Source organism: Blautia sp. MSJ-9 (genome assembly GCF_018919065.1).
In the GTDB taxonomy this organism is placed as follows: domain Bacteria; phylum Bacillota; class Clostridia; order Lachnospirales; family Lachnospiraceae; genus Blautia_A.
In genome coordinates, this window is the sequence record NZ_JAHLQG010000025.1 from 1 (window position 1) to 23,960 (window position 23,960).

Annotated in this window: 27 protein-coding genes, 1 pseudogene and 1 riboswitch; of the genes and pseudogenes, 25 read left to right on the top strand and 3 right to left on the bottom strand. The window is 37.8% G+C overall.

Going from position 1 to position 23,960, the window contains the following annotated elements; all coding sequences use genetic code 11:
• Positions 1-142 precede the first annotated feature (142 nt).
• On the top strand, positions 143-700 hold the full coding sequence (locus tag KQI87_RS06640) for a hypothetical protein (RefSeq protein WP_117640211.1): 558 nt from the start codon (positions 143-145) through the stop codon (positions 698-700).
• Between the two features lie 119 nt (positions 701-819).
• On the opposite strand, the gene KQI87_RS06645 is transcribed toward KQI87_RS06640, so the two are convergent.
• Positions 820-1,437, bottom strand: coding sequence for a PBECR4 domain-containing protein (locus tag KQI87_RS06645; RefSeq protein WP_117640213.1), 618 nt, complete (start codon positions 1,435-1,437; stop codon positions 820-822).
• Between the two features lie 686 nt (positions 1,438-2,123).
• Here KQI87_RS06645 and KQI87_RS06650 point away from each other — a divergent pair.
• From KQI87_RS06650 to KQI87_RS06680, 7 genes are all read left to right on the top strand, one after another.
• On the top strand, positions 2,124-2,465 hold the full coding sequence (locus tag KQI87_RS06650; RefSeq protein WP_330655723.1) for a helix-turn-helix domain-containing protein: 342 nt from the start codon (positions 2,124-2,126) through the stop codon (positions 2,463-2,465).
• A gap of 309 nt (positions 2,466-2,774) precedes the next feature.
• Positions 2,775-3,479, top strand: a complete 705-nt coding sequence (locus KQI87_RS06655; protein ID WP_117640217.1) for a lantibiotic protection ABC transporter ATP-binding protein — start codon at positions 2,775-2,777, stop codon at positions 3,477-3,479.
• Positions 3,479-4,198: a lantibiotic immunity ABC transporter MutE/EpiE family permease subunit gene (locus KQI87_RS06660; RefSeq protein ID WP_117640219.1), complete on the top strand. Its 720-nt coding sequence runs from the start codon at positions 3,479-3,481 to the stop codon at positions 4,196-4,198. Before KQI87_RS06655 ends, KQI87_RS06660 begins: the two co-directional genes overlap by 1 nt.
• Positions 4,195-4,956, top strand: coding sequence for a lantibiotic immunity ABC transporter MutG family permease subunit (locus KQI87_RS06665; protein WP_118404117.1), 762 nt, complete (start codon positions 4,195-4,197; stop codon positions 4,954-4,956). The genes KQI87_RS06660 and KQI87_RS06665 overlap by 4 nt, the downstream gene beginning before the upstream one ends.
• Positions 4,946-5,782, top strand: a complete 837-nt coding sequence (locus tag KQI87_RS06670) for a NisI/SpaI family lantibiotic immunity lipoprotein (RefSeq protein ID WP_117640223.1) — start codon at positions 4,946-4,948, stop codon at positions 5,780-5,782. Before KQI87_RS06665 ends, KQI87_RS06670 begins: the two co-directional genes overlap by 11 nt.
• A 61-nt stretch (positions 5,783-5,843) precedes the next feature.
• Entirely contained in the window at positions 5,844-6,509 is a 666-nt protein-coding gene (locus KQI87_RS06675; RefSeq protein WP_117640225.1) for a response regulator transcription factor, read from the top strand.
• Entirely contained in the window at positions 6,500-7,858 is a 1,359-nt protein-coding gene (locus KQI87_RS06680) for a HAMP domain-containing sensor histidine kinase (protein ID WP_117640227.1), read from the top strand. The genes KQI87_RS06675 and KQI87_RS06680 overlap by 10 nt, the downstream gene beginning before the upstream one ends.
• Before the next feature lie 130 nt (positions 7,859-7,988).
• Here KQI87_RS06680 and KQI87_RS06685 read toward each other — a convergent pair whose 3' ends face one another.
• Entirely contained in the window at positions 7,989-8,177 is a 189-nt protein-coding gene (locus KQI87_RS06685; RefSeq protein ID WP_117640229.1) for a hypothetical protein, read from the bottom strand.
• A gap of 193 nt (positions 8,178-8,370) precedes the next feature.
• A pseudogene (locus KQI87_RS17180) lies at positions 8,371-8,760 on the bottom strand (transposase zinc-binding domain-containing protein); the annotation flags it as partial.
• Positions 8,761-9,012: 252 nt separating this feature from the next.
• Here KQI87_RS17180 and KQI87_RS17520 point away from each other — a divergent pair.
• The 17 genes from KQI87_RS17520 to KQI87_RS06770 all read left to right on the top strand — a co-directional run bounded on the left by KQI87_RS17520 (position 9,013) and on the right by KQI87_RS06770 (position 23,910).
• Complete coding sequence (locus KQI87_RS17520; RefSeq protein WP_117640231.1) at positions 9,013-9,153, top strand: gallidermin/nisin family lantibiotic; 141 nt, start codon at positions 9,013-9,015, stop codon at positions 9,151-9,153.
• A 20-nt stretch (positions 9,154-9,173) separates the two neighbouring features.
• Positions 9,174-9,344, top strand: a complete 171-nt coding sequence (locus KQI87_RS06700; protein ID WP_173864623.1) for a gallidermin/nisin family lantibiotic — start codon at positions 9,174-9,176, stop codon at positions 9,342-9,344.
• Between the two features lie 23 nt (positions 9,345-9,367).
• The gene (locus KQI87_RS06705) at positions 9,368-9,538 is read left to right on the top strand and encodes a gallidermin/nisin family lantibiotic (RefSeq protein ID WP_117640235.1); all 171 of its coding nucleotides are present in this window, start codon (positions 9,368-9,370) and stop codon (positions 9,536-9,538) included.
• Between the two features lie 23 nt (positions 9,539-9,561).
• Entirely contained in the window at positions 9,562-9,732 is a 171-nt protein-coding gene (locus KQI87_RS06710; protein ID WP_216459490.1) for a gallidermin/nisin family lantibiotic, read from the top strand.
• A 23-nt stretch (positions 9,733-9,755) separates the two neighbouring features.
• Entirely contained in the window at positions 9,756-9,926 is a 171-nt protein-coding gene (locus tag KQI87_RS06715; protein WP_216459490.1) for a gallidermin/nisin family lantibiotic, read from the top strand.
• Positions 9,927-10,263: 337 nt separating this feature from the next.
• A complete protein-coding gene (locus tag KQI87_RS06720) occupies positions 10,264-10,929 on the top strand; it encodes a response regulator transcription factor (RefSeq protein ID WP_118404109.1) in 666 nt (221 codons plus the stop codon).
• 105 nt (positions 10,930-11,034) lie between these two features.
• A complete protein-coding gene (locus KQI87_RS06725; RefSeq protein WP_330655714.1) occupies positions 11,035-12,681 on the top strand; it encodes a hypothetical protein in 1,647 nt (548 codons plus the stop codon).
• A gap of 156 nt (positions 12,682-12,837) precedes the next feature.
• Complete coding sequence (locus tag KQI87_RS06730) at positions 12,838-13,155, top strand: helix-turn-helix domain-containing protein (RefSeq protein ID WP_216459492.1); 318 nt, start codon at positions 12,838-12,840, stop codon at positions 13,153-13,155.
• 132 nt (positions 13,156-13,287) lie between these two features.
• Positions 13,288-13,363, top strand: a riboswitch (cyclic di-GMP riboswitch).
• A gap of 210 nt (positions 13,364-13,573) precedes the next feature.
• Complete coding sequence (locus KQI87_RS06735) at positions 13,574-16,441, top strand: response regulator (protein WP_216459494.1); 2,868 nt, start codon at positions 13,574-13,576, stop codon at positions 16,439-16,441.
• Between the two features lie 70 nt (positions 16,442-16,511).
• On the top strand, positions 16,512-19,340 hold the full coding sequence (locus KQI87_RS06740; RefSeq protein ID WP_216459496.1) for a transporter substrate-binding domain-containing protein: 2,829 nt from the start codon (positions 16,512-16,514) through the stop codon (positions 19,338-19,340).
• A gap of 51 nt (positions 19,341-19,391) precedes the next feature.
• The gene (locus tag KQI87_RS06745) at positions 19,392-19,745 is read left to right on the top strand and encodes an Hpt domain-containing protein (protein WP_216459498.1); all 354 of its coding nucleotides are present in this window, start codon (positions 19,392-19,394) and stop codon (positions 19,743-19,745) included.
• A gap of 288 nt (positions 19,746-20,033) precedes the next feature.
• Positions 20,034-20,147, top strand: coding sequence for a hypothetical protein (locus tag KQI87_RS16885; protein WP_305872007.1), 114 nt, complete (start codon positions 20,034-20,036; stop codon positions 20,145-20,147).
• Between the two features lie 4 nt (positions 20,148-20,151).
• On the top strand, positions 20,152-20,382 hold the full coding sequence (locus KQI87_RS06750; RefSeq protein ID WP_021650484.1) for a hypothetical protein: 231 nt from the start codon (positions 20,152-20,154) through the stop codon (positions 20,380-20,382).
• Positions 20,383-20,531: 149 nt separating this feature from the next.
• Positions 20,532-20,693 (top strand): hypothetical protein, encoded by a 162-nt coding sequence (locus KQI87_RS06755; RefSeq protein WP_216459531.1) that lies wholly within the window; start codon positions 20,532-20,534, stop codon positions 20,691-20,693.
• 192 nt (positions 20,694-20,885) lie between these two features.
• Complete coding sequence (locus KQI87_RS06760; RefSeq protein WP_256444812.1) at positions 20,886-21,959, top strand: zinc ribbon domain-containing protein; 1,074 nt, start codon at positions 20,886-20,888, stop codon at positions 21,957-21,959.
• A gap of 20 nt (positions 21,960-21,979) precedes the next feature.
• A complete protein-coding gene (locus KQI87_RS06765) occupies positions 21,980-22,669 on the top strand; it encodes a response regulator transcription factor (protein WP_005427500.1) in 690 nt (229 codons plus the stop codon).
• Positions 22,645-23,910, top strand: coding sequence for a sensor histidine kinase (locus KQI87_RS06770; protein WP_216459501.1), 1,266 nt, complete (start codon positions 22,645-22,647; stop codon positions 23,908-23,910). The genes KQI87_RS06765 and KQI87_RS06770 overlap by 25 nt, the downstream gene beginning before the upstream one ends.
• The last annotated feature ends 50 nt before the right edge of the window (positions 23,911-23,960 follow it).

Here is a 23,960-nt window from a genome sequence, read left to right on the forward strand (position 1 = left end):
TGATAATGGTTTGTGGTGAATTCATTATACTTCAAAAGGGAGGTCAATGCTCTTTTTATTTGAAACTCCCGAAAATAAAGGTTTTTAAAGAAAAAATAGGTAGTAAATTTGACACTACCGAAAAAAAAAGGGAGGCGATTTGATGAAAAAAATGATTAGTATTTTGACAGTGTTGGTACTTAGTATTGTGACAATGTTGCCTGTAAAAGTAATGGCTGCAGAATATCCACATAAAAACAGCGAAGTAAAGCATGTAAATTTGCTATCTGATAAAACTGAGTATGGAATACAGCCACAAACGGATGGATACTATTATTGGAAAGTCGATAGTAAGACAAATCAGGGAACAACTTATGGTTCATGGAGATTGGGACCTCAGGGTGCCGGTCCAGGTACAGTTTCTGTAAATAAAACAGATACAGTGACTAACACAATTAGTGGATCATATACCAGTGTAGGAGATATATCCGCTTCTTTAGGAGCTACGATTGGGAAGAGTCAGTCCTATTCTGTACAGTATAGTTTACCTGTCCCTAGCGGGAAAACTTATCAGATTAAGTATAGACCGCTGTATACAAAGTACAAAGTTGTGCAGAGGCAGTATTACAAAATAGATGGTTATTCTTCAGCAACCAATAATACAAAGACTTGCTATGTAAATGTTTTTTATGACTGGGGATTTAGCTATAATGTGCTTTAATGTAAATGAAATGAAGAGGTAATTTAGAATAATGATGGATAATTAGTGGAAAAGATGGGGCTGTCGCAAAGTGAAGCGATAGCCCCTTTCACGCTCTGAAATAGAATTGTTATGGGAGATTATTCTAGTTTGGTGAGGTAGTCATATTCTTTCGGAAAGGTAAGAGCATCCCAGTCAATTTTTTTTGCCTTATAAACTAGTTCCTGATAAGAGGAATCTGCTCTCTTTCGACGATATGTAGCGATAACCTGCTGTGAAATTTTGGAAACTGTACGAATGTCCGTGTTCAGCACTGTATTTGGCACATATTCAGCACGATGAGTTTTTACAAAACCAAGGCAGGCTTTTACGCCACCAGCTAATTTTTCTGTATATAATTTTGGGTTGCATCCGTTAAAATCACCGACCATTTTTGCTGAAATATTTTTTTTCATAAGTTGTGGGAGAATTTCGAGTTTTAACTGAGTGGTACCATCAGATGCAAAGGAAAAATCTTCAGGACTTAATTTGTGGTTTAAACAGCGTTCATAAAAATCAGCAGCAGTAGTGTTGTCAATTAATTTAATGCCTGTCAGATGAAGAAAATTATAAGGATAAAAATTTACCTCCAAAAAAGAAATATGTTTATGCTTGTCTTTTAGAATAAATAAGAGTTGGTAGCCATTAAGGTTTTCTTCGTACTTGGCAGCACAATCTACAATAATAGAGATGGCCTGCTGTTTGGTGTATTTTGTCATATTATGACCTCTGCGATATGTATAAAATATTTAAAGGGAGATTACAATACCGTGGCATTGTGCATCTCCCTTATAGACTGATTTTTCTGTTGTCCGCCAACACTCCAGCCCATATGTCTGGCTTTGCTTTCAGGTTTTTCTGTTGCCTGCCAACTCTCCGATTCATGTTCGGCTTTCGTTTCGGATTTTAGGTGTCAGCCACACCAACAGGATGTCGCCTGTTTTCCTACTCATAGTATATGCGATAAAATGAGTTTCGTCAACGGATAAAATGAAAAATAACTGATAATTTAATAACTCAAACTTCCCATTTTTAATGTGGGAAGTTTGAGTTTATTATTGGTTGGCGGTGTGTTATATCAATATTTTTTTTGCCGCTGTATTACTTTTTCTTGTGATTGTGTAGCTCATTTATATGCTGTTATCGGTAATGGTATTAGATAGACATACTCAAACAGAGATATCTTATTGATAAAAATTTTATAAAACAGCGGACTATCGTGGATAATACTGTCAGTTTATACTAATAGATATTAAAGGTATCAATTAGATGACAAGAGGTCAATAAGATGGATCGCAAGAACATTGGAAAAAAGATACGGCAGAAGAGACAAACGAAAGTATCAAACGGTGGACTGTCATGAATACACCCTCACGTTTATACTGAAAGATATAAACAGTATTAAATAGATAAGAGGTGTGACAATGGATTTGAAAAAGTTTGGGAAGAAAGTGAAAGAGAAGCGGCAGGGTTGAGCCTGAGTAGGCAGGATGTTTCAGAAATATGTAATATGCATGAAGGCTATGTCAAACAGATAGAGACTGGTAGCAAGTTGCCTGCATTACCTTTGCTGCTTAAGATCTGTGAAATGCTTCATACCTCTCCAAACTATCTTTTCGAGTTTTCAGAAGATAAGGATGTGCAGGATGTTCTTGAATTATTGTACACTTTAACGCCAGATCAATTAAAAGCGGTGAAACATATGATTTCATCCTATCTTGAATTCAAAGAAAAAATGGAAGAATAAAATGAGAGATTAAAAAGGGGGATATCCAATAAATGGATGTCCCCTTTCTGCTTTACATATCAGCAGTCAAAATTATGGAATATTTGTTTATCATCTTAGCAGGTAAGAAAACCGTGAATGCCAACTGATATTGGGGTATTTGTTGAATGCTGCAAATTTGGATACATCTATGTGGAGAAGGATAGGATCTTACAAGTTCTATCTTTTTTGTTATGCAATTTACAATATAAAAAATTTTTTAATCTTTAGAAAATCTTTATAGTTAATCAGTATACTAAAAAAATCAATTAAAAGGAGATGTATAATAACATGGAAACATTACTGAGAACAGAGAATTTAACAAAAAAATTCAAGAATCAGGTAGCTGTACAAAATATTTCAATGAATGTACCTGAAAATTCTGTCTATGGCCTTTTGGGACCTAATGGTGCAGGAAAATCTACTACATTAAAAATGATAGCTGGAATCTTGAAACCTACCAGGGGAAGTATTATTTTTAATAAACATCCGTGGAAAAGGAGTGACTTATCAAACATTGGTGCATTGATTGAAACACCTCCTTTATATGGAAATCTAACTGCAAGAGAAAACCTTAAGGTAAGGACTGAGCTGTTAAATATTTCGGATGGTCGTATTGACGAGGTCCTTGAAATATCAGGTTTGACTGGTACAGGAAAAAAGAGAGCAGGACAGTTTTCTATGGGAATGAAGCAAAGACTTGGCATTGCAATAGCATTATTGAATAACCCCAAATTACTAATATTAGACGAACCTACAAATGGCCTTGATCCTGTAGGTATTGAAGAGCTGAGAAATTTAATAAGGCAGTTTCCGAAGCAAGGTATGACAGTTATTCTATCTAGCCATATACTATCAGAAGTGGAACAGATTGCAGATTATATAGGGATAATATGTAATGGGAAATTGGAATACGAAGCACCAGAGAACAAAGAATATAATCTTGAAGCTTTGTTTATGGACATCGTAAAAAGAAATAGAAGGGAGATTATTTAATGAGATATATAAGATCAGAAAATTTGAAATATAAACGGTCTTTCAGCAGAAAATTAATATTTGTGGTACCCATCATTACAGCTTTTGTAGCTGTTATATTTGGTGGAATTAGAAATTTTCAAGCACAAACTATATATTGGTGGTATACATTTCTCTTACCGGGGACGGTTGCCATATACTGTTCATTGTCTGAGAAGAAAGAAAAAAGTGTACGCTATCACACCTTTTATACCCTATCTATTGATTTAGAAAATGCTTGGTATGCTCGAGTGTTAGTTATAGCATGGTATATGCTTTTGACAGGTATTATATTAGTTCTTCCGGCAGTATCAATGAGAATATGGGCACCGGCCATTTGCCAAATATCTAACGGAAAATTATTACTTGGCAGTATATGTATTGTAGTTATGTCATTATGGCAAATTCCTATTTTGCTTTTTTTTAATAAAAGAATAGGTATACTTTTGCCGCTTATAATTAATTGTATGTTGCCATTGGCTATTTCTCCGTTATCTAATACTAATCTATGGTTCTTGATACCTTATAGTTGGGTCTCAAAATCTATGAAAAGTATTATCGGATTAGACGTAAACGGAACAATGACGACCGTTTCCTCAAAAGATTCATTAGACTTTACTATTGGACTCTTATTATCTGTTTTACTATTTATTATAACTGTTATTATTACTGCAAAAGAATTCAGAGAGGTGGAAGGATGAAAAGTTTTTGGTGTGCAATTAAGTCGGAAGTTGTAAAATTACGACATACCCCTATTTTTTTGTTGCACATAATTGTACCGCTTCTAGGAGGGGTATTATTTGCAATGTATTTTCACTTATATTCAGGACAACAAAGTATAACACAAAGACTGAATCTAATTTTACAGGCAACATCAGCATTTTTCCCTCTTGCAATTTCTATTGCTGTTAGTCTAGGTATAAACTTAGAAGAAGAAGGGCATTTTCAGGCACTTTTTGTAGGTATGGAGAGTAAGAGTAAATTAATTATTGCAAAGTTAATTCTATTCTTAGGAATAGGTGCAGTAGCCATTGTAATTCTCTTTTTACCAATTTTATTTTCAGTAGCAGTTGTGGATCAAGAGCTTAGTATTTCTGTTCTTAATACAGTATTGTATAGTTATGTTTATATAATTTTAGGTAACATTGTAACTTATATAATCCATTTTTGGTTATCCCTGAAATCAGGGCTTGGAGCTTCAGTTATAACAGGGGTGTTGGAAAGCCTTATTGTTATTTTGTTTAGCAATCTTCCGTTGAAGTTAGTTATTAGTTGGGAATATATTCCTTGGGCGTGGGCAGTAAATATGTGTAGACAAGAAATTTTGCAATTTAACACTCAACTCTCTACTCTTCAACCCAATATTATATTTAAAGTTATCATTATAACATTTGTGTTATTGTTGGTGTTTTGTATATGGTTTGAGAAATGGGAAGGAAGAAAAAATTATGAAGAATAGTATATTAATAAAAAGGGTGATTCTGGTATTTTGTATGATGTCTATAATAATCATTGGTTCAGGTTGTGCTGCTAAAAAGGCAGTTTTAGAAAACCAAGGTAAAACAGAATGTTATTTAGACGAGAAAGATGCAACGAAATTTATATATAATGGACAACAATACACAATATTAAATAATACAGTGGATAAGAATTCATTAGGTGATTGGATTGGATTTATTCAAAAGTATGTTGCACTTGATGAAAATTATAATATACTAAAAAAATGTGATATGGGAGTCAACGTAGTAGGAGATTTAAGCGACTTAATAGATCATACAGATGGTACCGCATATTATGTGCCATATTTGAATGTATATAAGACAGAAAATGAGGGGGATATGAATAATTTAGTTGTAGATGTAGATAACGATTTCCATAAAGCAATTCTATCAGAAAATGCGAAAGATGGTGATTTAAAGATAATTTTTAAAAATCAAAATGACACCAAAGATATAGAAAATGATTTACCACAAATTGATAAAGAAGATGTGAGAAATTTGACTTGGGAAGGTAAAATATATCAAATTACAGATCAAGTTGTACCAAATGAAAAAATAGGCGATTATCTATGTACTTTATCCGGAAATATTACTTTTGATGCAGAAACAGGCAGGGAATTTACACATGATGAGTTAAATGCTATTGATATAATTCCGGGCGAACTGTCAAACCAAAAACGGGAGACTTGGATATATGATTCGGTATACACCGTTATTGGAAAGGATAAGGATAGTTTGGCAGTTGAAATTAATTATAAATGTGTATATGCTATATTAAAAGATTAGTATGGGTCAAACTTGTGACTATAATATCTAACAAATAAAAATTTTAAAAGGAGAGGATATCTTGATTAAAATTCTAGTTATAGATGATGAAGAGGCAATACTTGAGCTTGTCAAACGTGGACTAGAAAAGGAGGGATTTGCTGTTGACACTTTGACTTCTGCAAAAAAGGTGGATGTTAGTAAACTGCGGCAATATAATTTGTTGATTTTGGATGTTATGATGCCGGATATTGATGGTTTCACATTTTGCAAAAAAATCCGTGACATGTTCAATGCACCAATTTTATTTCTGACAGCTAAAACACTGGAAGACGAAGTATTATATGGTTTAGGTATTGGGGGAGACGATTATATTACGAAACCCTTCCGGATTAAGGAGTTAAGAGCTCGTGTAAAAGCACACTTAAGGCGAGAGTCCAGAGAAAATCACGATTATTTATTTTCAGAAGATGGAAATATTAAGTTTGATTTGTCAGCAAAAAAGCTATTGGTTTGTGAAAAGGAAATTCCTTTGACACATAGCGAATATAAAATATGTGAATTGCTGATACAGAATAGAGGACACGTTTTTTCCAGAGAGCAAATATATGAACGAGTTTTTGGATTTTATGGAGAATCAGCAGATAATACAATAGTTGTTCATGTTAAAAATATACGAGTGAAACTAAGTGAAGCTGGTGTGAATCCTATACAGACAGTGTGGGGGATAGGATATAAATGGGAGTAAAAATAAAAAAAAGGCAGTATTCTCTAAAGTTTTTTTTTATAAAGTTTATATTGTCATTGATTATAGGAGTTGGAGTGAGTATTGCCTTACCGCTGGTCTTGGCAACACTTGCAAGTAATATGGGCTATATAACTGTTGCAAATTATAATGAGATACAGGCTGAGAAAACGGCAAAAATTTTAGCAACAGAAAAAAATCTTGACTATAAGAATATTCCAGCAGGGATAAAATACTTAATAATTAGCAAAGAATTCGATATCTTAAATACTAATATGAGCAACGGGGAACAAAAAGACGCATTGAGATATGCAAATGGTAAGTTTGAGAAAACAGCATCAGGTAAACAATTTATTTTAGTTACAAGAGATAAAGAATTCTGTATTTTACAATATTATATTGGTTCTCATTTCACCAATATGTGGTTAGATATACATATGCCATCTCCAGATATTTTGATTAATGCAGGAATGATTTTAAATTGTTTATTTGTATTTAGTATTATGGTCTTTTTGTTTGCAAAAGAACTAAGAAAAGAGTTGAAGCCAGTAATGGATGCGACTACAAAAATAGAAGAGCAGGAGCTGGAATTTAATATTTCATCATCGAGGATAATAGAATTTAATGATATATTAAAATCTATTTATAATATGAAAAATAGTTTAAAAAAGTCTTTGAAAACGCAATGGAATATAGAGCGTCAGCAGAAAGAACAAGTTTCGGCATTAGCACACGATTTGAAGACACCGTTGACGATCATAGGTGGTAATGCTGATTTATTATCTGAAACAAATATTAATCAGGAGCAAGAAGAGTATATTAACCATATTTTAGAGAGTTCTAAACGCATGGAAAATTACATTGCTATATTGATTGATCTATCCAAGAATACTGGTGAGATTCCGATAAATAGAGAAAGCATATCTATTGGAAAGTTTATTGATAGTATAAAAGGACAGATGCAGTCTGTAGTTGCAATGAAAAAAATGAATTTAATAATTGCAATTATGGATGAATCTTTTGGGATAGAGATTGATACAGTATTAATGGAAAGGGCGATTATAAATGTTTTATCAAATGCCGTAGATCATTCTCCTACACATGGGGAGATTATTTTTAACGTGACGAAGGATAAAGGAAAATGTAAGATTAGTATTATAGATTCAGGTCCTGGTTTTACGCCGGCAGCATTAAAATATGGTTTAGAAAGATTTTTTATGGATGATAAGAGTAGAAATTATCAACACCATTATGGAATGGGGTTATATATTACAAATTCTATTGTGACACAGCATGGTGGAAAAGTAGAATTAAAAAATAAAAGAGGAGCAGAAGTAGATATTATTATATAGGAAAAATTCATAGTTCAGGTTAGCTCTGGTGGAATACACCAGAGTTTTTTTATATATTAGGAAAGTCCTTTGTTTAAAGCAGAAGTAAAAAAATGCCTCATAAAAAAGAGGCATAGGAAATAGACGATTGTTAGAAAAGATAAAATCCTTCTTCACCAAAATCGTCATCATCATCAAATTCATGAAGAAAATAGTCCATATCCAAAAGGTCATTGTCACTCATGAGTTTGATATCATGGTCACTCATACCTTCAGGAGGATTTTTTATATACTGTGAGCGAAGCTTCTCTGCAAGATCTTTAGTCGTAGTTTTTTTCAAAAGTAAAACCTCCGTTTCTAACACATGATAACTTGATTGTATCACGAAGTGGATGGAGATAAAAGAAATTTACTACGGGCAGAAGGACGAATCCTATGCTTTTTCATGGTTTTCTCATATAGATCTTGCAAGGAGACGGGGCGATGATTGTAATAAATTTCAAGAAGCATCATTGTTTTACCACAGTGTGGGCATTCATTTTATGGAACATGCACAGAATAACGCTGCGAACAGAAGAAAAGAGACAGTTAAGTAAAGAGCGGTCTTCAAGGAAAAAATGGCGTAGTTGTTCAGGGATTGTGAAAACACAATGTCGGTGAGTGCAGGAAAGAAGTTTAAAAGACATAGAGGTAGTGCGGTCAATGGAATACATGTTTCCACAGGTAGGGCAAAAGCGACTATGACAACGAAAAGGAACGAATTTCCATTCGTTGCAGTCAGGACAGTGGTACATGGCACCGCCATAAGAAGAATCGCCACAATGCATCATTTTATTTACATTTTCAATAACGGATTCGCGAGGATGCAGGGTATAGAGCATTTCCTCGTAGTGTTCTAAAAAGATTTTTTGTAATGTGTTCATAAGTTTATTATGAATGAAAAAGAGAAAAAAGAAAACCCTTAATCCCCTCAAGAATGAGGGGGAGGGGAGTTGAATAGGCGAAGCCTATTTTTTGTTTAGAGTATATTATTTTCTGCGTCCTCTGTTAATAAGACTTAGGAATATAGCTAGAAACGACATTGTAAAAAAATATATTAAATTTAGGAGCGATTTTGATATTTTGCTGATTTTTATATTGTATAACTAATTTATCAAGAAGAAAGGAGGCACCAAATGGGAAAATTTGAAGATTTTAATTTTGATGTTACGAAGACTGTAAAACCACAGAGTAGCAAGACTCCAAGAATAACAAGCAAGTCTTTATGTACATCAAGTTGTGAAACTGGATTCTTTAAATGTGTGCTTACTAAGTAATTAAACCTATAAGGAGAAAGATGGCAAAATTTGAAGATTTCGATTTGGATGTAACAAAGACAGCAGCACGGGGCGGGATCGAGCCGAAGTATAAGAGCAAATCAGCGTGTACCCCAGGATGCCCGACAGGAATCCTTATGACATGCCCACTTAAGACAGCAACATGCGGATGCCATATCACAGGTAAATAATAAAGAATACGGAGGAAAAAAAGATGGCAAAATTTGATGATTTCGATTTGGATGTAACAAAGACAGCAGCACAGGGTGGGATCGAGCCGAAGTATAAGAGCAAATCAGCGTGTACCCCAGGATGCCCGACAGGAATCCTTATGACATGCCCACTTAAGACAGCAACATGCGGATGCCATATCACAGGTAAATAATAAAGAATACGGAGGAAAAAAAGATGGCAAAATTTGATGATTTCGATTTGGATGTAACAAAGACAGCAACACAGGGTGGGATCGAGCCGAAGTATAAGAGCAAATCAGTGTGTACCCCAGGATGCCCGACAGGAATCCTTATGACATGCCCACTTAAGACAGCAACATGCGGATGCCATATCACAGGTAAATAATAAAGAATACGGAGGAAAAAAAGATGGCAAAATTTGATGATTTCGATTTGGATGTAACAAAGACAGCAACACAGGGTGGGATCGAGCCGAAGTATAAGAGCAAATCAGTGTGTACCCCAGGATGCCCGACAGGAATCCTTATGACATGCCCACTTAAGACAGCAACATGCGGATGCCATATCACAGGTAAATAAAGATTGGAAGTGAAGCGTAATGGCAAAATCTGATGATTTTGATTTGGATATTATCAAAAAAAAAGTAAGAAGAGATATTATACCTGCGAGTATTACAAGTTAACACTCTTTTTGTACACCCAATTGCCTAACAGGATTTCTTTGTCCACCAAAAACTCAGCTTACATGCACATGTAAATTAAAGGGTCAATAAATCTGTTTTAGTGTAGATACATAAAAAAGCTCTATTTTGATAATAGAGCTTTTTTTACGAGCAAATGAGTATTTTTTACATGTTGGGTGATTAATTACTAATTTTTGTTATTATTTAGTTAGTAAAAACATAAAGGAGCAGATAATGGAAAAGATACTTGTGATTGACGATGACGAAAAGATTTTAGAATTAGTACAAGAAGTTTTGAAAAATGAACATTATATAGTGGAAACAAGAAGCTATGTTGACAATACTAATATTGGTGAATTTGAAGGGTTTGACTTAATATTATTGGATATTATGTTACCGTTTTTAGATGGTTATGAAATTTTGGAGAGAATAAAAAACATAATAACATGTCCGGTGATTTTTTTATCTGCTAAGTCTAGTGAAGGAGCAAAAGTGAAAGGCCTGATGAGTGGAGCAGATGATTATATTACCAAACCTTTTAGTATCAGAGAGTTAGTAGCCAGAGTGAAAGTTGCATTAAGAAGAAGTTTGAAAAATGAGAGTAACGGGATTTTAATCAATGGATTGGTGTTTAATCAAGATTCAAACTCAATAAAATTAGATAATGGTGAAATTTTATTAACGAAAAATGAGTTTCGCATATGTAAAATTCTTGTTCAGAATAGCGGAAAGATTTTTTCAAAAAATGAGCTATATGAATACTTATATGACTTAGATGCCAATGCACAATTAAGGACTATAACAGAGTTTATTTACTCAATCAGAAAAAAGTTCAAAACACTTGGTCTTGATCCAATAAAAACTATTTGGGGGATAGGTTATAAATGGGATATAAAATAATAACGATGAAGAGACAGTTATTAACAGATAGAATGATTATATTTACGAAGGCATCGGTCACCTGGTTGGCTGGTGCTTTTTTCGTGGGGAAATGGAGGTGGCGGGATGTATCCGGTATCGGATGGGTTTCTGAGAGCTGTGAAGAGCAATACAAGAAAATATTACTGGACGGGTACGATCGTTACCAGAGGCGGAATGACGTATGAGTTCGGGTCGAAGGAGATTGTGAAGGGTTCCGGATATATTTCCAGGCAGTGCTGCGGAAGTACGGAGATTGAACTGGGGACGGTGTATGCGGCAGAGATGGGGATCACGCTTCTGAGTGATATTGACAGGTACACGCTGGAGGATGCGCTGGTGACGCTGGTGTTTCATCTGGTGCTGGCGGATGGTTCGGTGGAAGATGTGCCGATGGGAGTTTTTGAGGTCAGTGAGGCGAACCGTCTGGCAAAGTGTCTGGAACTGAAAGCCTATGATTTTATGCTGCGGTTTGATAAGAGTTTCAACGGATTTGAGACTGTGGGGACTGCTTATGATTTTATTGCCCTGTGCTGTAAGCGGTGCAAAGTGGAGTTTGCGAATAAGAGGGCGGAGATTGATGCCATGCCGAATGGCGGGGTGACGCTTTCTGTTTATACTGAAAATGATATTGAGACCTGCCGGGATGTGCTGTTTTATGTGGCACAGGTTCTGGGAGGTTTCTTTATTATTAACAGGGAGGGAAAGCTGGAACTGAGAAAGTACGGGAAGGATCCTGTGATGAAGGTGGAGCAGAGACATCGGTTTTCTTCCAGCTTTTCGGATTTTATTACCAGATACACGGCAGTGAATTCCACCAACAAGCAGACGCAGATTGCAGAGTATTATGCTCTGGACCCGGATAACGGGCTGACCATGAACCTGGGTGTGAACCCACTTCTGCAGTTTGGGTTAAAGGAGACCAGGGAGATGCTGTGCAGGAATATTCTGGCAGATCTGTCGGTGATCCGGTATGTGCCGTTTGATTCGGATACCATCGGGAACCCTGCTCTGGATCCGGGGGATGTGCTTACGTTTGCAGGAGGACAGGCGGATGAGGGACAGATCACCTGTATCACTTCCATCCGGCAGAAGATCGGGGGAAAGCAGAGCCTGAAATGTGTGGGAAAGAATCCGAGGCTGGCTCAGGCGAAGTCAAGGAATGACAAGAATATTTCGGGGCTGCTGAACCAGATTGAAGACAATGCAAAGACCGGGAAGATCGGGATCCATACGTTTACCAATGCTTCTGCGCATGAAATCGGGCAGACCAGGGTGAAGCTGGTCAGTATCCAGTTTGCTTCTTCTGAGGAAAACCATATGCAGTTTTTTGCACAGATTGTTGTGGATGTGGCTGCGGATCCTGTGGAACGGTCTGCGGAGGCTTCTGGGACTGTGGTGATTCCGTTTCCGGGCGGAACGGGAAGTGGTACGGGTGGTTCTGATGGAACCGGGGAGGCATCGGATGCAGGAAGCTCTGAAAATGATGCGGCAGGGAATGGGGCTGGAAATACTTCCGGGAATGAGAATACAGGAAGTGGCGATGAGGCTTCCGGTGGAGCAGATGCAGGATCCGGGAGTGGTTCTGAAATTTCTGTGGATGTGAGCCTGCCGGTGAAGTGGCAGGAAGACGGACAGGCGGTCTGCCATGTGGTCTTTGAATTTTTTTTGTTTGAGGTTTCAAACTTTTATGTGACAAACATAACTGTCTGTGCTATTATAAAAACGATATAAGCGAAAATGACTTTTGCGGAAACGAAAGTATCTTTATATTTTTTATGCGTATACTTCCTATTGTGGAATTGAATGATTGCAAAGTTAAATACTAATATTTTTTCATTATTACAGGTACAATAAGAACATGTAATAGCGGAAAAGAGGTATAGTTACTTGCAGATAGAGAAGTATATTGCGGATAAAATAACATCTTTATGTGAAAAGCGTGATATCAGTAAATACAGATTATCGCAACTGTCGGGAATTTCCCAGTCGTCACTGGGAAGAATCATGGCGCAGGAAAACCTGCCGTCGCTGATCACACTTGAAAAAATATGTACAGCTTTGGGCGTGACATTATCGCAGTTTTTTCAGGAAGGTAATTCAGAGAATCTGACAGAAAAACAGAAAGAAATTCTGGGGATATGGAACAATCTGAGTACAAATGAGCAGGAAACAGTAATGTCAATGCTGCGTGGACTTCGGAAGTAGAAGAACAGTTCGAGTATATGTATCGACTGTTCTTTTTTATTTTTTGTCGTTAAACAGTAATGTTTTTCTTGTGTATACTAGAGCATTAAAGTATAATGAGATCAGTTTTTTGCATAAGTATTAAAGCTATAATAAGGAAATCGGCAAACCAGATGAAAGTCTGGGACGCAAAGCTACAGGGCCTGTAAAATGGCAGCCAGTTGCATGAAATGAGGTGCACTGTCTGTTTGACAGTGCTTTTTTATGGTAGAGCACTTGAATAAGTAATACAGAAGCTGTTTGGAAAAATATTGTGGAGGTTATTGATAATTAATGAATGTAAAATTAAAATCTGGAAGCAAGCAAGCAAGCAAGCAAGCAAGCAAGCAAGCAAGCAAGCAAGCAAGCAAGCAACTGTAGCCTAGAGGATGGGAGAAAGATGAAGAAGTGCAAATTAGTACAGAATATAATGAATTTCAAATTTTGTTACATTATATTTTGCACAATTATATGTTTTATTGTTTTATCCGTTCCTACATTTGCCAAAGAAAACTCTGACAATGTTATCCGGGTAGGATCTTTTGAAGAAACTTATAATACTGTCAATGAAAAGGGGGAAAGAAGAGGATATGGTTATGAGTATCTTCAAGATATAGCAGGTTATGCAGGTTGGAGCTATGAATACATAACAAGTAATTGGGAAGATTGCTTTACACAGTTGGAAAATGGAGAAATTGACATTCTTGGCGGTATTTCCTATACAGACGAACGTGCTGAAAAAATGCTTTTTTCCGATATGCCTATGGGAGAAGAAAAATATTACATCTATGCGAATGCATCCAATATGGATCTTACAGCAGGAAATCTGGATTCTTTTGAGGGAAAAAATATTGGTGTGTTTAAAGATCATATACCGGAGGATGTGCTTAACGAATGGGAGTTAAAGTATGGTCTGCATACGCAGCATGTCAATGTTTCTAATACCGCAGAAGTTATGGACAAACTGTCGAAACATGAAATTGACTGCTTTGTTTCGGTAGAAGAATCCCGTTGGGAAGAATCGGATATTTCACCGATTACAAGTATTGGAGAGACAGAAATCTATTTCGTTATAAATCCAGAACGTCCGGATATCAAAGAAGCACTGGATAGTGCTATGCGCAGAATCAAGGATGACAACCCATTTTACACAGATGATCTCTACAGGCGTTATCTTTCTGCACAGAGCAGCTCGTTTCTTTCAAAAGAAGAAAGGGAGTGGATCGGGCAGCATGGTGCAATCCGGATAGGGTATCTGAATCAGGATGGAGGTATCAGCAGTGTAGATCCATCAACAGGTAAACTGACAGGTGTTATTACAGATTATGTGGATCTTGCAGAAAATTGTCTGCAAGGTCAGACTCTGGAATTTGAATTAAAGGGGTATGATACAAGAAGTGAACTGCTTCAGGCATTGCAGGATGGAAGAATAGACCTGATTTTTCATGCAAACCAGAATCCATACTTTGCGGAAACAAATGGATTTGCTTTGTCGGATACGCTATTGACTCTAAATATGGCAGCAATTACGGCAAAGGATTCTTTTGGTGAAAATAAAGAGAATATAGCTGCCGTTGAAAAAGATAATTTTGCATTGAAAGCATATCTTTCATACAATTATCCGCAATGGGAGGTTGTAGAATATGAGACATCAGACGCAGCAGTAAAAGCAATGCAGAAAGGGGAGACGGATTGTATTGTAAGCAATTCAGGTACTGTTTCAGACTATTTGAAAAATAATAAGCTTCATAGTGTTTTCCTGACAAAAGAAGCTGATGTTTCATTTGCTATTCAGCAGGGGGAACCGGTTCTTTTGTCCATTCTGAATAAAACACTGACATCTATGCCTACAACTCAATTTTCAGGTGCAGTAGTTTCGTATAATGTTTCCTCACGAAAAGTTACAGCGAAGGATTTTATTCAGGACAATTTACTGGCTGTCTCACTCATAGTTGGAATCTCTATTTTTGTTGCCCTGTGTATAATTCTTGATTCTTTGAAAAAATCAAAACGTGCGGAAGAAAAATCCAAGAAGTCTGCTGAGCAGGCATTGAAGCTGAATCAGGAGCTTGAAGAAAAACAGCAGGAATTACAAAATGCACTTGTAGAAGCACAGAGTGCCAATAAGGCTAAGACTTCCTTTTTAAATAACATGTCTCATGACATCAGGACACCGATCAATGGCATTATGGGCATGCTTACAATTCTTGAAAAAAGCGGAAATGATGGTGAGCGGGCAAAAGATTGCCTGAATAAAATAAATGAGTCTTCGAAACTGCTATTATCATTGGTAAATGATGTTTTGGATATGGCAAAGTTAGAATCGGATACCGTGGTTTTTAGTGATGAATCCATCAATCTGGATCAGGTATGTCAGGAAATCACGGAGTCACTATCTTTTCAGGCAGAAGAAAAAGGACTTCATGTTATAGGAGAACATGATGATTACAGTGGTATATATGTTTGGAGCAATGCAGTTCATCTGAAAAAAATATTGATGAATCTGTTTACAAACAGCATGAAGTACAATAAGGTGAATGGTTCTATTTACATGAGTATGAGAACGATTGAAAGATCAGAAGATCACATGACATGTGAATTTAAAATAAAAGATAATGGAATTGGAATGTCAGAAGAATTTATAAAAAATGAATTGTTTACTCCATTTGTACAGGCAGATAATTCCCCACGTTCTGATTATAATGGGACAGGTCTGGGAATGCCTATTGTGAAACAACTTGTAGAAAAGATGGGCGGAACCATAACAGTTGAAAGTAAGCTGGGTGAAGGAAGCTGTTTTACTGTAGTACTTCCATTTGAAATTGATACGAATGCACGACCGGAAGAAAAAGAAGATTTCAATGCAGATATATCAGGTGTCCGGATATTATTGGTTGAAGATAATGAGCTGAATGCGGAAATAGCAGAATTTATGCTGACGGAAAATGGGGCTAAAGTAGAAACAGTGAAAAATGGTTTAGAGGCTGTTCAGCACTTTGAAGCCTGCGAATCAGGAACATACGATGTTATTTTAATGGATGTCATGATGCCGGTGATGGATGGGCTTACTGCCACAAAAACAATAAGATCCCTGGAACGGCAGGATGCAAAAACAATCCCTATCATTGCTATGACTGCAAATGCATTTAGGGAAGATGCAGAAAAGTGTATGGAAGCAGGAATGAACGCACATCTTGCAAAGCCATTAGATGATAAAACAATCAAGCAGACTATATGCGAAGAATTGAGAAGCAGTAGGGACAGGTGAAAATTTATTAAACCAGGAGGTTGACAAGGAGACGTATAGAGAAATATATTTGACAGACAGGAGATTTAATATGATTTCGAGAGCAAAGAAATATGTGGCAGTGTTACTGGTTTTTGTATGCGTGTGTATGATATTTTCTCCCCAGACTGCATATGCAGCCGAGGACAGTTCGCAGCATGAAACTGTCAAAGTTGGTTTCTTTGCCATGGATGGTTATCATGTGATGGATGAAGAAGGCAACCGCAGTGGGTATGGCTATGATTTTCTTCGGCTGATGGCCCGTTATTGGGATGTAGATTACGAATATGTCGGATATGATAAGAGCTGGGATGATATGCAGCAGATGCTTGAAGATGGCGAGATTGACATGGTAACATCTGCCCGCAAAACACCGGACAGAGAAGAAAAGTTTGATTTTTCACGTCCGATCGGAACCAATTATGGGATGCTGACCGTCCGCAGTGACAACAGCACGATTGTGGACGGCAATTACAGCACTTACAACGGTATGCGTGTGGCGCTTTTGAACGGAAACACCCGGAATGAAGAGTTTGCGGATTTTGCAGACGACAAAGGATTTACATATGTTCCATCTTATTTTGATACGACCACAGAAATGGATGAAGCCCTTCAGAGCGAAAAAGTTGATGCGATTGTTACCAGTTCTCTGAGAAAAACAAACAATGAGCGAATCGTGGAGAAATTTGGCAGCAGCGATTTCTATGTCATTGTTAAAAAGGGCAATACAGAATTGCTGAATGAGATCAATTATGCGATCGATCAGATGAATGCGGTTGAGGGTGACTGGAAAACGACGCTTTACAATAAAAATTATGAAAGCATAGAAACTAAGAATCTGGAATATACGGAGAAAGAAAAAAGTATTATTTCACAGTATTCCAAGGACAACCCGCTTCATGTTCTGTGTGATCCGACCTGTTATCCATATTCTTATAATGAAAATGGTGAGATGAAGGGTATTATCCCGGATTACTTCCGGAAAATTGCAGACTATGCCGGGATTTCCTATGAGTTTCTTACACCTGCTACCAGAGATGAGTATATTGCTTATCAGAAAAATACGGAAACCACAGATATGAGCATCGATGCACGCCTGGAAACAGATAACTATGCTGAGACGAAAAAATGGGGGATTACTGCACCTTTCATTACGATGCAGCTGGCAAGGGTGACACGGCGTGACTTTGATGGAAAAATTAATGTTGTTGCTACAGTTGACCAGACAGCATCAAATTCAATTGAAGATGCAATGGCACCCGGTGCAGAAAAACTGATGTGCAGTACCCGACAGGAAATGATGGAAGCTGTCCGTGAGGGTAAAGCAGATGCTGCCTTCGTCTACTATTACATGGCACAGGCGTTTGTGAACAGTGACACTACGGGCACCATGACATATACTCTGCTGGAACAGCCTACATTCACCTACCGCATGGTAATTTCATCAACTGAGAACCATGCGCTGGCTGGTATTCTGACGAAAGCAATGTATGCCATGCCCCCAAATCTTGTTGAAGATCTTGCAGCACAGTATACCACATACAAAGCAACAGAGCTGACATTTGTTGACTGGATACGTCTGCATCCTGCTGTTACTGTTTGGGTTCTTCTTATTTTTGGATGGCTGCTGACTGCTATGGCTGTGATAATGGTGCGTCTCAGTGCAAGAAAAAAAGCTCAGAAGACGGCCCAGGAGAAAGCTGAGGAAATGGCGGAACTGGCAGAGCATGCACAGGTTGCAACCAAGGCAAAAACAGCATTTCTGTCACATATGTCCCATGATATGAGGACACCGATGAATGCAATCATAGGATTTACCGGTATTGCAATGAAAAACAATCCGTCAGATGAAGTGAAAAATTGTCTGGAAAAGATTGACGAAAGCTCAGAGCATTTACTGTCGCTGCTCAATGATGTATTAGATTTGACCCGCATCGAAAGTGGAAAAGTGAAATACAATCCGGTACCGGCGGATGTGAAAAACATTACAGATTCTGCAGTGGATATTACAAAAGGCTTTCTTACGAACAGGGATATCAACTTTAAGATTCAGCGTGAAGAAGCAAAGATTCCAAATGTACTTGCGGATCCTGCACGCCTGCGTGATGTGCTGGTCAATATTCTGAGCAATGCCGTAAAATACACTCCGGATGGAGGGACGATTACATTTGAAGCCCGGTGTCTGGAAAAGGGCGGGGATGGATATATAAATATGCGTTACCGTATTTCGGATACTGGTATTGGCATGAGTGAGGAATTTACAAAAGAAGTTTTTGAGGAGTTTGCACAGGAAGATTCCGATGTGAGAACGCAGTACCATGGAGTTGGACTGGGGATGGCTATCGTAAAGAAGTATGTAGATATGATGGGTGGAACCATTTCCGTGCAGAGTAAAAAGCATGAGGGAACCACATTTACTGTGGATATTCCTTTGGAAATTACTGATAAGGAATGTAATAAGTCAGACACAGGTTTTTCGGAAAAGGTAAATCTTACAGGTGTGAATGTCCTTCTTGCGGAGGATAATGAACTGAATGCAGAGGTTGCTGCCGTGCAGTTGGAAGAGTTCGGGATGAATGTAGAAAGAGCTGTGGATGGAAAGAATGCTGTTGAGATTTTCAGAAATCATCCGGAAGGCACATTTGATGTAATCCTGATGGATATCATGATGCCTGAAATGAATGGTTATGAAGCGGCAAAAGCAATCAGGGCAATGAATGACAGACCGGATGGAAAAAACATTCCTATTATAGCAATGACAGCTAATTCATTTGCAGAAGATGTTCAGGCATCACTGGATGCAGGAATGAACGCACATTTGTCAAAGCCGATTGTGATTGCTGAGGTTATAAAAACGATTATAAGGTATGTATATAATTGATTAACAGAGGTTCATGAATTAGTGGAATACAATTGACAGGAGGACTAAAATATGACAATGCGAGAGTGCTATGAAGCTATTGGAGGAAACTATGAAGCTGTCCTGGAACGCCTTCACAGCGAAGCACTGATTCGGAGATTTACATTAAAGTTCCTTGAAGACCAGAGTTATCTACAGTTAAAACAGGCATTGGAAAATAAAAATTTTGAAGATGCTTTCCGCGGTGCACACACACTGAAAGGGGTTTGCCAGAATCTTTCTTTTGACCGTCTGTATGAGGTTAGTAACGAGTTAACAGAACTTTTGAGAGATAGGACCGGAGAGCAGCTGGGGATATCAGAAGCAATGAAAAAAGTAACAGAAGTATATGAATTGACGATTGAAGAAATAAAGAAGGGACTGTAGCATTAAGTGATGCGACATGACTTTCTGCCTTGAATCAAGTGCTTGGAAGATCATAAAAAACGAGTGGATAAAGGAAACAAAATGTCGATTCATCAATAATTGAGTGTTAGAAATGATAGAGTGTATGGAGAAATCTATATGCTCTATTTTTGATTTTGATTATGAAGAATCATTTCTTATATTCTTTAAAGTGAAAGATTGCTTGAAGTGTGGGAAGGAATATGTTATCATAATAGAACATATATTCGATTAAAGCAAGGCGGTGAATAAGATTGACGAATACTGACAATGCTGCTGAGAGAGGATCATTTTTCCAATGGTTCTTTTGACCGGAGATTTGCTGACGGGCAGGTGCTTCCGGTTCTGGTGAGGATGAAGGATGTTTTGAGTGCAGGAGTGTGATTCTATGAAAGTCGGGGATACTGCATATATTGTGGAATCAAACAGGTATGTGAGAGAAGTGGAGATCCGCAGGTGTTCCGGCGGGATGTTCCTGGTACGTTTTACAGATACGGGCGGCGGAATACAGGTGAAGGCTCACAGGCTGTTTGCAACGAGGGAAGAGGCTGAAAAGAGTATTGAGAAGGCACCAGAGACAAAGAGGGTGCGTGGGAATCCGTATGACCGATGGTATTGAACGGGTGATAAAGTAAATAAATGCATCGGGGGAAACCTGTTACTGTTTGCGGAGAAATCTGTGGATGGCAGCGGGTTTATTTTTTTGTCCGGAAAGTCAAAAAATCAGGGACCAGGACTCCTTGGAACAGTAGGAGGTGGTTTTTGGCTATGGGAAAAATTGAAATGATCGATACCGGCAGACTGACGGAGAAACAGGCCAGGCTAAACATGGAAAAGTGTGCAGAGTTTCTGGCAAGGATGATTCAGAAGTACGGGGACGTGGTTCTGGGGGAGATTGAGGAGAGAAATGCACAGCTGCAGGGAAAGTGATCGAGTGTGCCGGTGGTCTTTTGGGGCTGCCGGTCTTTTTGCACTATGGAAACCGCATAGGGGAAGGTGGACTTTGGGGCAGTTTTTTTGGTCGTTCTGCGAGTTGGCACAGACTGGTGATTCCGATATATTTTATGTACGGCAACCGTATGACGATGGGCAACCGAAATGAGGTGAAGATTTGAGAAAGAAATGTTACATATATACCCGTGTTTCTACGTCAGATGTCCTCTTTGCGGCGGTGGAATGAGTGGAACTGTTCAGCGACGGCAGAATAAGAAAACTGGGGAATACAAGGATACATTTTATTACAGATGCCATCACAGAAAAAAAGTCGATGGAAAGATTTGTGATTATAAGCCGATGCTGAACCAGAAAGTGTTTAATGCAGAAGTAGAGGAATTTATCCGGTATATGGTTGCGGGGGATGAGTTCAGGAGTTTTGTGCAGGAGAAACTGGAAGAGAAGGTGGATGTTTCTGCTTTGGAAACTGAGAGGGAGCAGCTGCAGAAACAGCTGAAACAGGTACAAGGGTCGAAACTAAAACTGATACAGATGCTGGATCGCCTGGATACTGGGGATAAGCATTATACGAGAAAATACCAGGATATGCAGGATAGGCTGGATAACCTGTATGATAAGGTGGCAGAGTTTGAGGAGGCGATGAAAGATATTGATGCTAAGATTGGGGCATCTTACGGGAAAGAAATTACGGGTAAAAAACTGTATGAATTTCTTCTGGATTTTGATATACTGTATGATAAAATGACAGATATGGAAAAGAAAGAATTTATGAATACATTTATTGAGAAGATTGAATTGAAGAATGAAACTGTTAATAATGGGACAAGTCAGGGTTCGCGCATTGAACATATTGATCTTGCATTTCCGGTGTATTATGGAGATTGTAAAGGGACAAGAATTCGTATGCCCGAAGAAAACACAGTCGAGACGGTTGTTCTTTTGTCCCAACTGAAACAAAAGCCGGATGATTACATTAATGTCACGATTGAACTTGATGATATGGATATAACATCTGCAGAGACTAAGGCTACATATGATGAGATAAAGAAGTATGTGGCTGAACATAATGCCGGCATGAAGGTTTCCAATCTGTATATCTCACAGATAAAGAGAAAATGCGGAATTGAGGTTGGAAAGAATTATAATTTACCTAAAAATGAAGATAGCAGGCAACCGCAGTGTCCAGAAGATAAAGAGAGTGCAATTGTGGAGGCATTGAAGCATTTTAAGATGAATAGTTAATAAAGAGAGGTGCAGATGCTATGCCAGGTATACTCGTGGTTGAAGATGATGAAAATTTAAATCGTGGAATTACATTTTCACTGAAAAAATCCGGATATGAGGTTTTTTCAGCAGAATCAATGAAAAAAGCGAAAAGAATTGCAAGTGATAATAATGTGGATGTTACCATTTGTGATGTGAATCTTCCGGATGGGAATGGACTGGAATTTGTAAGGTGGATGAGATGCAATTATAATACATACATTATTTGTCTTACAGCACTAGATCAGGAGATGGATCAGGTCATGGGATATGAAGCAGGGGCAGATGATTATATTACAAAGCCGTTTAGTCTTTCGGTACTTCTTTTGAAAATAGAAGCACATTTCCGCCGCAGACAGGAGAAAACGGAAGCCGGAAAGATGATTTCGGGAGATATCGTATTTATCGCAGGAGAAATGAAAGTCCTGATAAAGAGTCGTGAAATCAGTCTGACAAAAACGGAGTTGAAAATGCTGACTTTTTTTCTTCAGAATCCGAAACAGATTCTTTCAAAAACACAAATATTGGAAAATGTGTTTGATCTGGAAGGGGATTTTGTGGATGAAAATACAATCGCTGTCAATATCAGAAGACTCCGTGAGAAAATCGAAGACAATCCGGCTGCACCGGTCTATATAAAGAATATCAGAGGTCTTGGGTATATATGGAATCAGGAGGTAAGGCAGTGACAAAGAGATATCGCAAGAAGATTACAGTAGTGCTCTCCTTGGTATTACCTGTCATATTATTGTTTACAATATTAAATTGCTTTACCACGTATGTGTTTTATGAAGATTATAAATATAAAATGAATCTTATGACAGAAATTGCAGCAAAGGAAAAATTTTCCGGGCTGGATGCTGTTTCGGAATTGCTTAAGGATAAGGATATTGAAACCAACGAACAGGGAAGGCGATTATTGGAGCAATATGGATACTGGGGAAATAAAGGGAATGTGTTTTATTCGCAATTCCGGCATCAGGTTATGGTGACCGGTGCTGTAAGCACTGTGATATGCGTGCTTCTTTTGATTATTTTATTTTATTGGAAGAAGACAGAAGATGCGTGTCATCAGAAAATTTTAGACCAGTTAGAAGAAATTCTGATCAGATTCCGTGAAAATAAATTTGATGATTTACTGAAAACGGAAAATCACGCTGAACTGGAAAAATTGAATGACCAGCTTGAAGCAATCGGACATCATATTCAGTTGCTAAAGGAAGAAGCACGGGAAGAAAAAGAGAGCACGAAAGAAATGGTTTCTGATATCTCTCACCAGTTAAAGACACCGGTTGCAGCTTTGGATACATGTTTTAGTGTGCTGATGCAGAATGACTTAAGTGCCACAGAACAGGAGGAGTTTCGTATCCGTTGTCGGAGTGCTCTGGATGGACTGGAGACATTATTGCAGTCGCTTCTTGAAATATCCAAGATGGAAACCGGACTGATTCAGATTAATAAGAAAAAACTTCCGCTTATGGATACTGTCATATCTGCTGTGAACCGTACTTATCCAAAAGCGGATGAGAAAGAAATTGAATTCGTTTTTGACTATGCAAGAGAGCTGGAAACATGCATGGTTGTGCAGGATAAAAGGTGGCTTGGTGAAGCTTTTATCAACGTTCTGGATAATGCGGTCAAGTACAGTCCGGGTGGTTCAAAAATATTTATCCGGTTACAAAAAAGAAACGATCTTGTAAGAATGGAAATTGAGGATCAGGGAATCGGTATTCCGCAGAATGAGTATCACAAAATTTTTCAACGATTTTACAGAGGAGGTTCCAGGGAGGTCAGGGAAGAGAGTGGCACGGGAATCGGACTTTTTCTATCGAGAGAAATTATCGAAAAACACGCAGGTACGATTACGGTAACCTCCGGCAAAAAGAAAAAAGGAAGCACGTTTGTGATTCAATTACCATATGTTGGTTAAATTTTAAGTGAGCAGAAATCTTACAATTCTGTAAGATTTCTGCTCGTTTT

Excerpts from the sequence above, each read along its gene's own strand:
- KQI87_RS06705 (WP_117640235.1), top strand. The coding sequence starts at position 9,368 with ATGGCAAAATTTGATGATTTCGATTTGGATGTAACAAAGACAGCAGCA.
- KQI87_RS06655 (WP_117640217.1), top strand. The coding sequence starts at position 2,775 with ATGGAAACATTACTGAGAACAGAGAATTTAACAAAAAAATTCAAGAAT.
- KQI87_RS16885 (WP_305872007.1), top strand. The coding sequence starts at position 20,034 with ATGCTGCTGAGAGAGGATCATTTTTCCAATGGTTCTTTTGACCGGAGA.
- KQI87_RS06720 (WP_118404109.1), top strand. The coding sequence starts at position 10,264 with ATGGAAAAGATACTTGTGATTGACGATGACGAAAAGATTTTAGAATTA.
- KQI87_RS06710 (WP_216459490.1), top strand. The coding sequence starts at position 9,562 with ATGGCAAAATTTGATGATTTCGATTTGGATGTAACAAAGACAGCAACA.
- KQI87_RS06715 (WP_216459490.1), top strand. The coding sequence starts at position 9,756 with ATGGCAAAATTTGATGATTTCGATTTGGATGTAACAAAGACAGCAACA.
- KQI87_RS06735 (WP_216459494.1), top strand. The coding sequence starts at position 13,574 with ATGAAGAAGTGCAAATTAGTACAGAATATAATGAATTTCAAATTTTGT.
- KQI87_RS06765 (WP_005427500.1), top strand. The coding sequence starts at position 21,980 with ATGCCAGGTATACTCGTGGTTGAAGATGATGAAAATTTAAATCGTGGA.
- KQI87_RS06665 (WP_118404117.1), top strand. The coding sequence starts at position 4,195 with ATGAAAAGTTTTTGGTGTGCAATTAAGTCGGAAGTTGTAAAATTACGA.
- KQI87_RS17520 (WP_117640231.1), top strand. The coding sequence starts at position 9,013 with ATGGGAAAATTTGAAGATTTTAATTTTGATGTTACGAAGACTGTAAAA.
- KQI87_RS06700 (WP_173864623.1), top strand. The coding sequence starts at position 9,174 with ATGGCAAAATTTGAAGATTTCGATTTGGATGTAACAAAGACAGCAGCA.
- KQI87_RS06670 (WP_117640223.1), top strand. The coding sequence starts at position 4,946 with ATGAAGAATAGTATATTAATAAAAAGGGTGATTCTGGTATTTTGTATG.
- KQI87_RS06760 (WP_256444812.1), top strand. The coding sequence starts at position 20,886 with ATGTTACATATATACCCGTGTTTCTACGTCAGATGTCCTCTTTGCGGC.
- KQI87_RS06770 (WP_216459501.1), top strand. The coding sequence starts at position 22,645 with ATGGAATCAGGAGGTAAGGCAGTGACAAAGAGATATCGCAAGAAGATT.
- KQI87_RS06660 (WP_117640219.1), top strand. The coding sequence starts at position 3,479 with ATGAGATATATAAGATCAGAAAATTTGAAATATAAACGGTCTTTCAGC.
- KQI87_RS06725 (WP_330655714.1), top strand. The coding sequence starts at position 11,035 with ATGTATCCGGTATCGGATGGGTTTCTGAGAGCTGTGAAGAGCAATACA.
- KQI87_RS06745 (WP_216459498.1), top strand. The coding sequence starts at position 19,392 with ATGACAATGCGAGAGTGCTATGAAGCTATTGGAGGAAACTATGAAGCT.
- KQI87_RS06640 (WP_117640211.1), top strand. The coding sequence starts at position 143 with ATGAAAAAAATGATTAGTATTTTGACAGTGTTGGTACTTAGTATTGTG.
- KQI87_RS06680 (WP_117640227.1), top strand. The coding sequence starts at position 6,500 with ATGGGAGTAAAAATAAAAAAAAGGCAGTATTCTCTAAAGTTTTTTTTT.
- KQI87_RS06755 (WP_216459531.1), top strand. The coding sequence starts at position 20,532 with ATGGGAAAAATTGAAATGATCGATACCGGCAGACTGACGGAGAAACAG.
- KQI87_RS06740 (WP_216459496.1), top strand. The coding sequence starts at position 16,512 with ATGATTTCGAGAGCAAAGAAATATGTGGCAGTGTTACTGGTTTTTGTA.
- KQI87_RS06645 (WP_117640213.1), bottom strand. The coding sequence starts at position 1,437 with ATGACAAAATACACCAAACAGCAGGCCATCTCTATTATTGTAGATTGT.
- KQI87_RS06750 (WP_021650484.1), top strand. The coding sequence starts at position 20,152 with ATGAAAGTCGGGGATACTGCATATATTGTGGAATCAAACAGGTATGTG.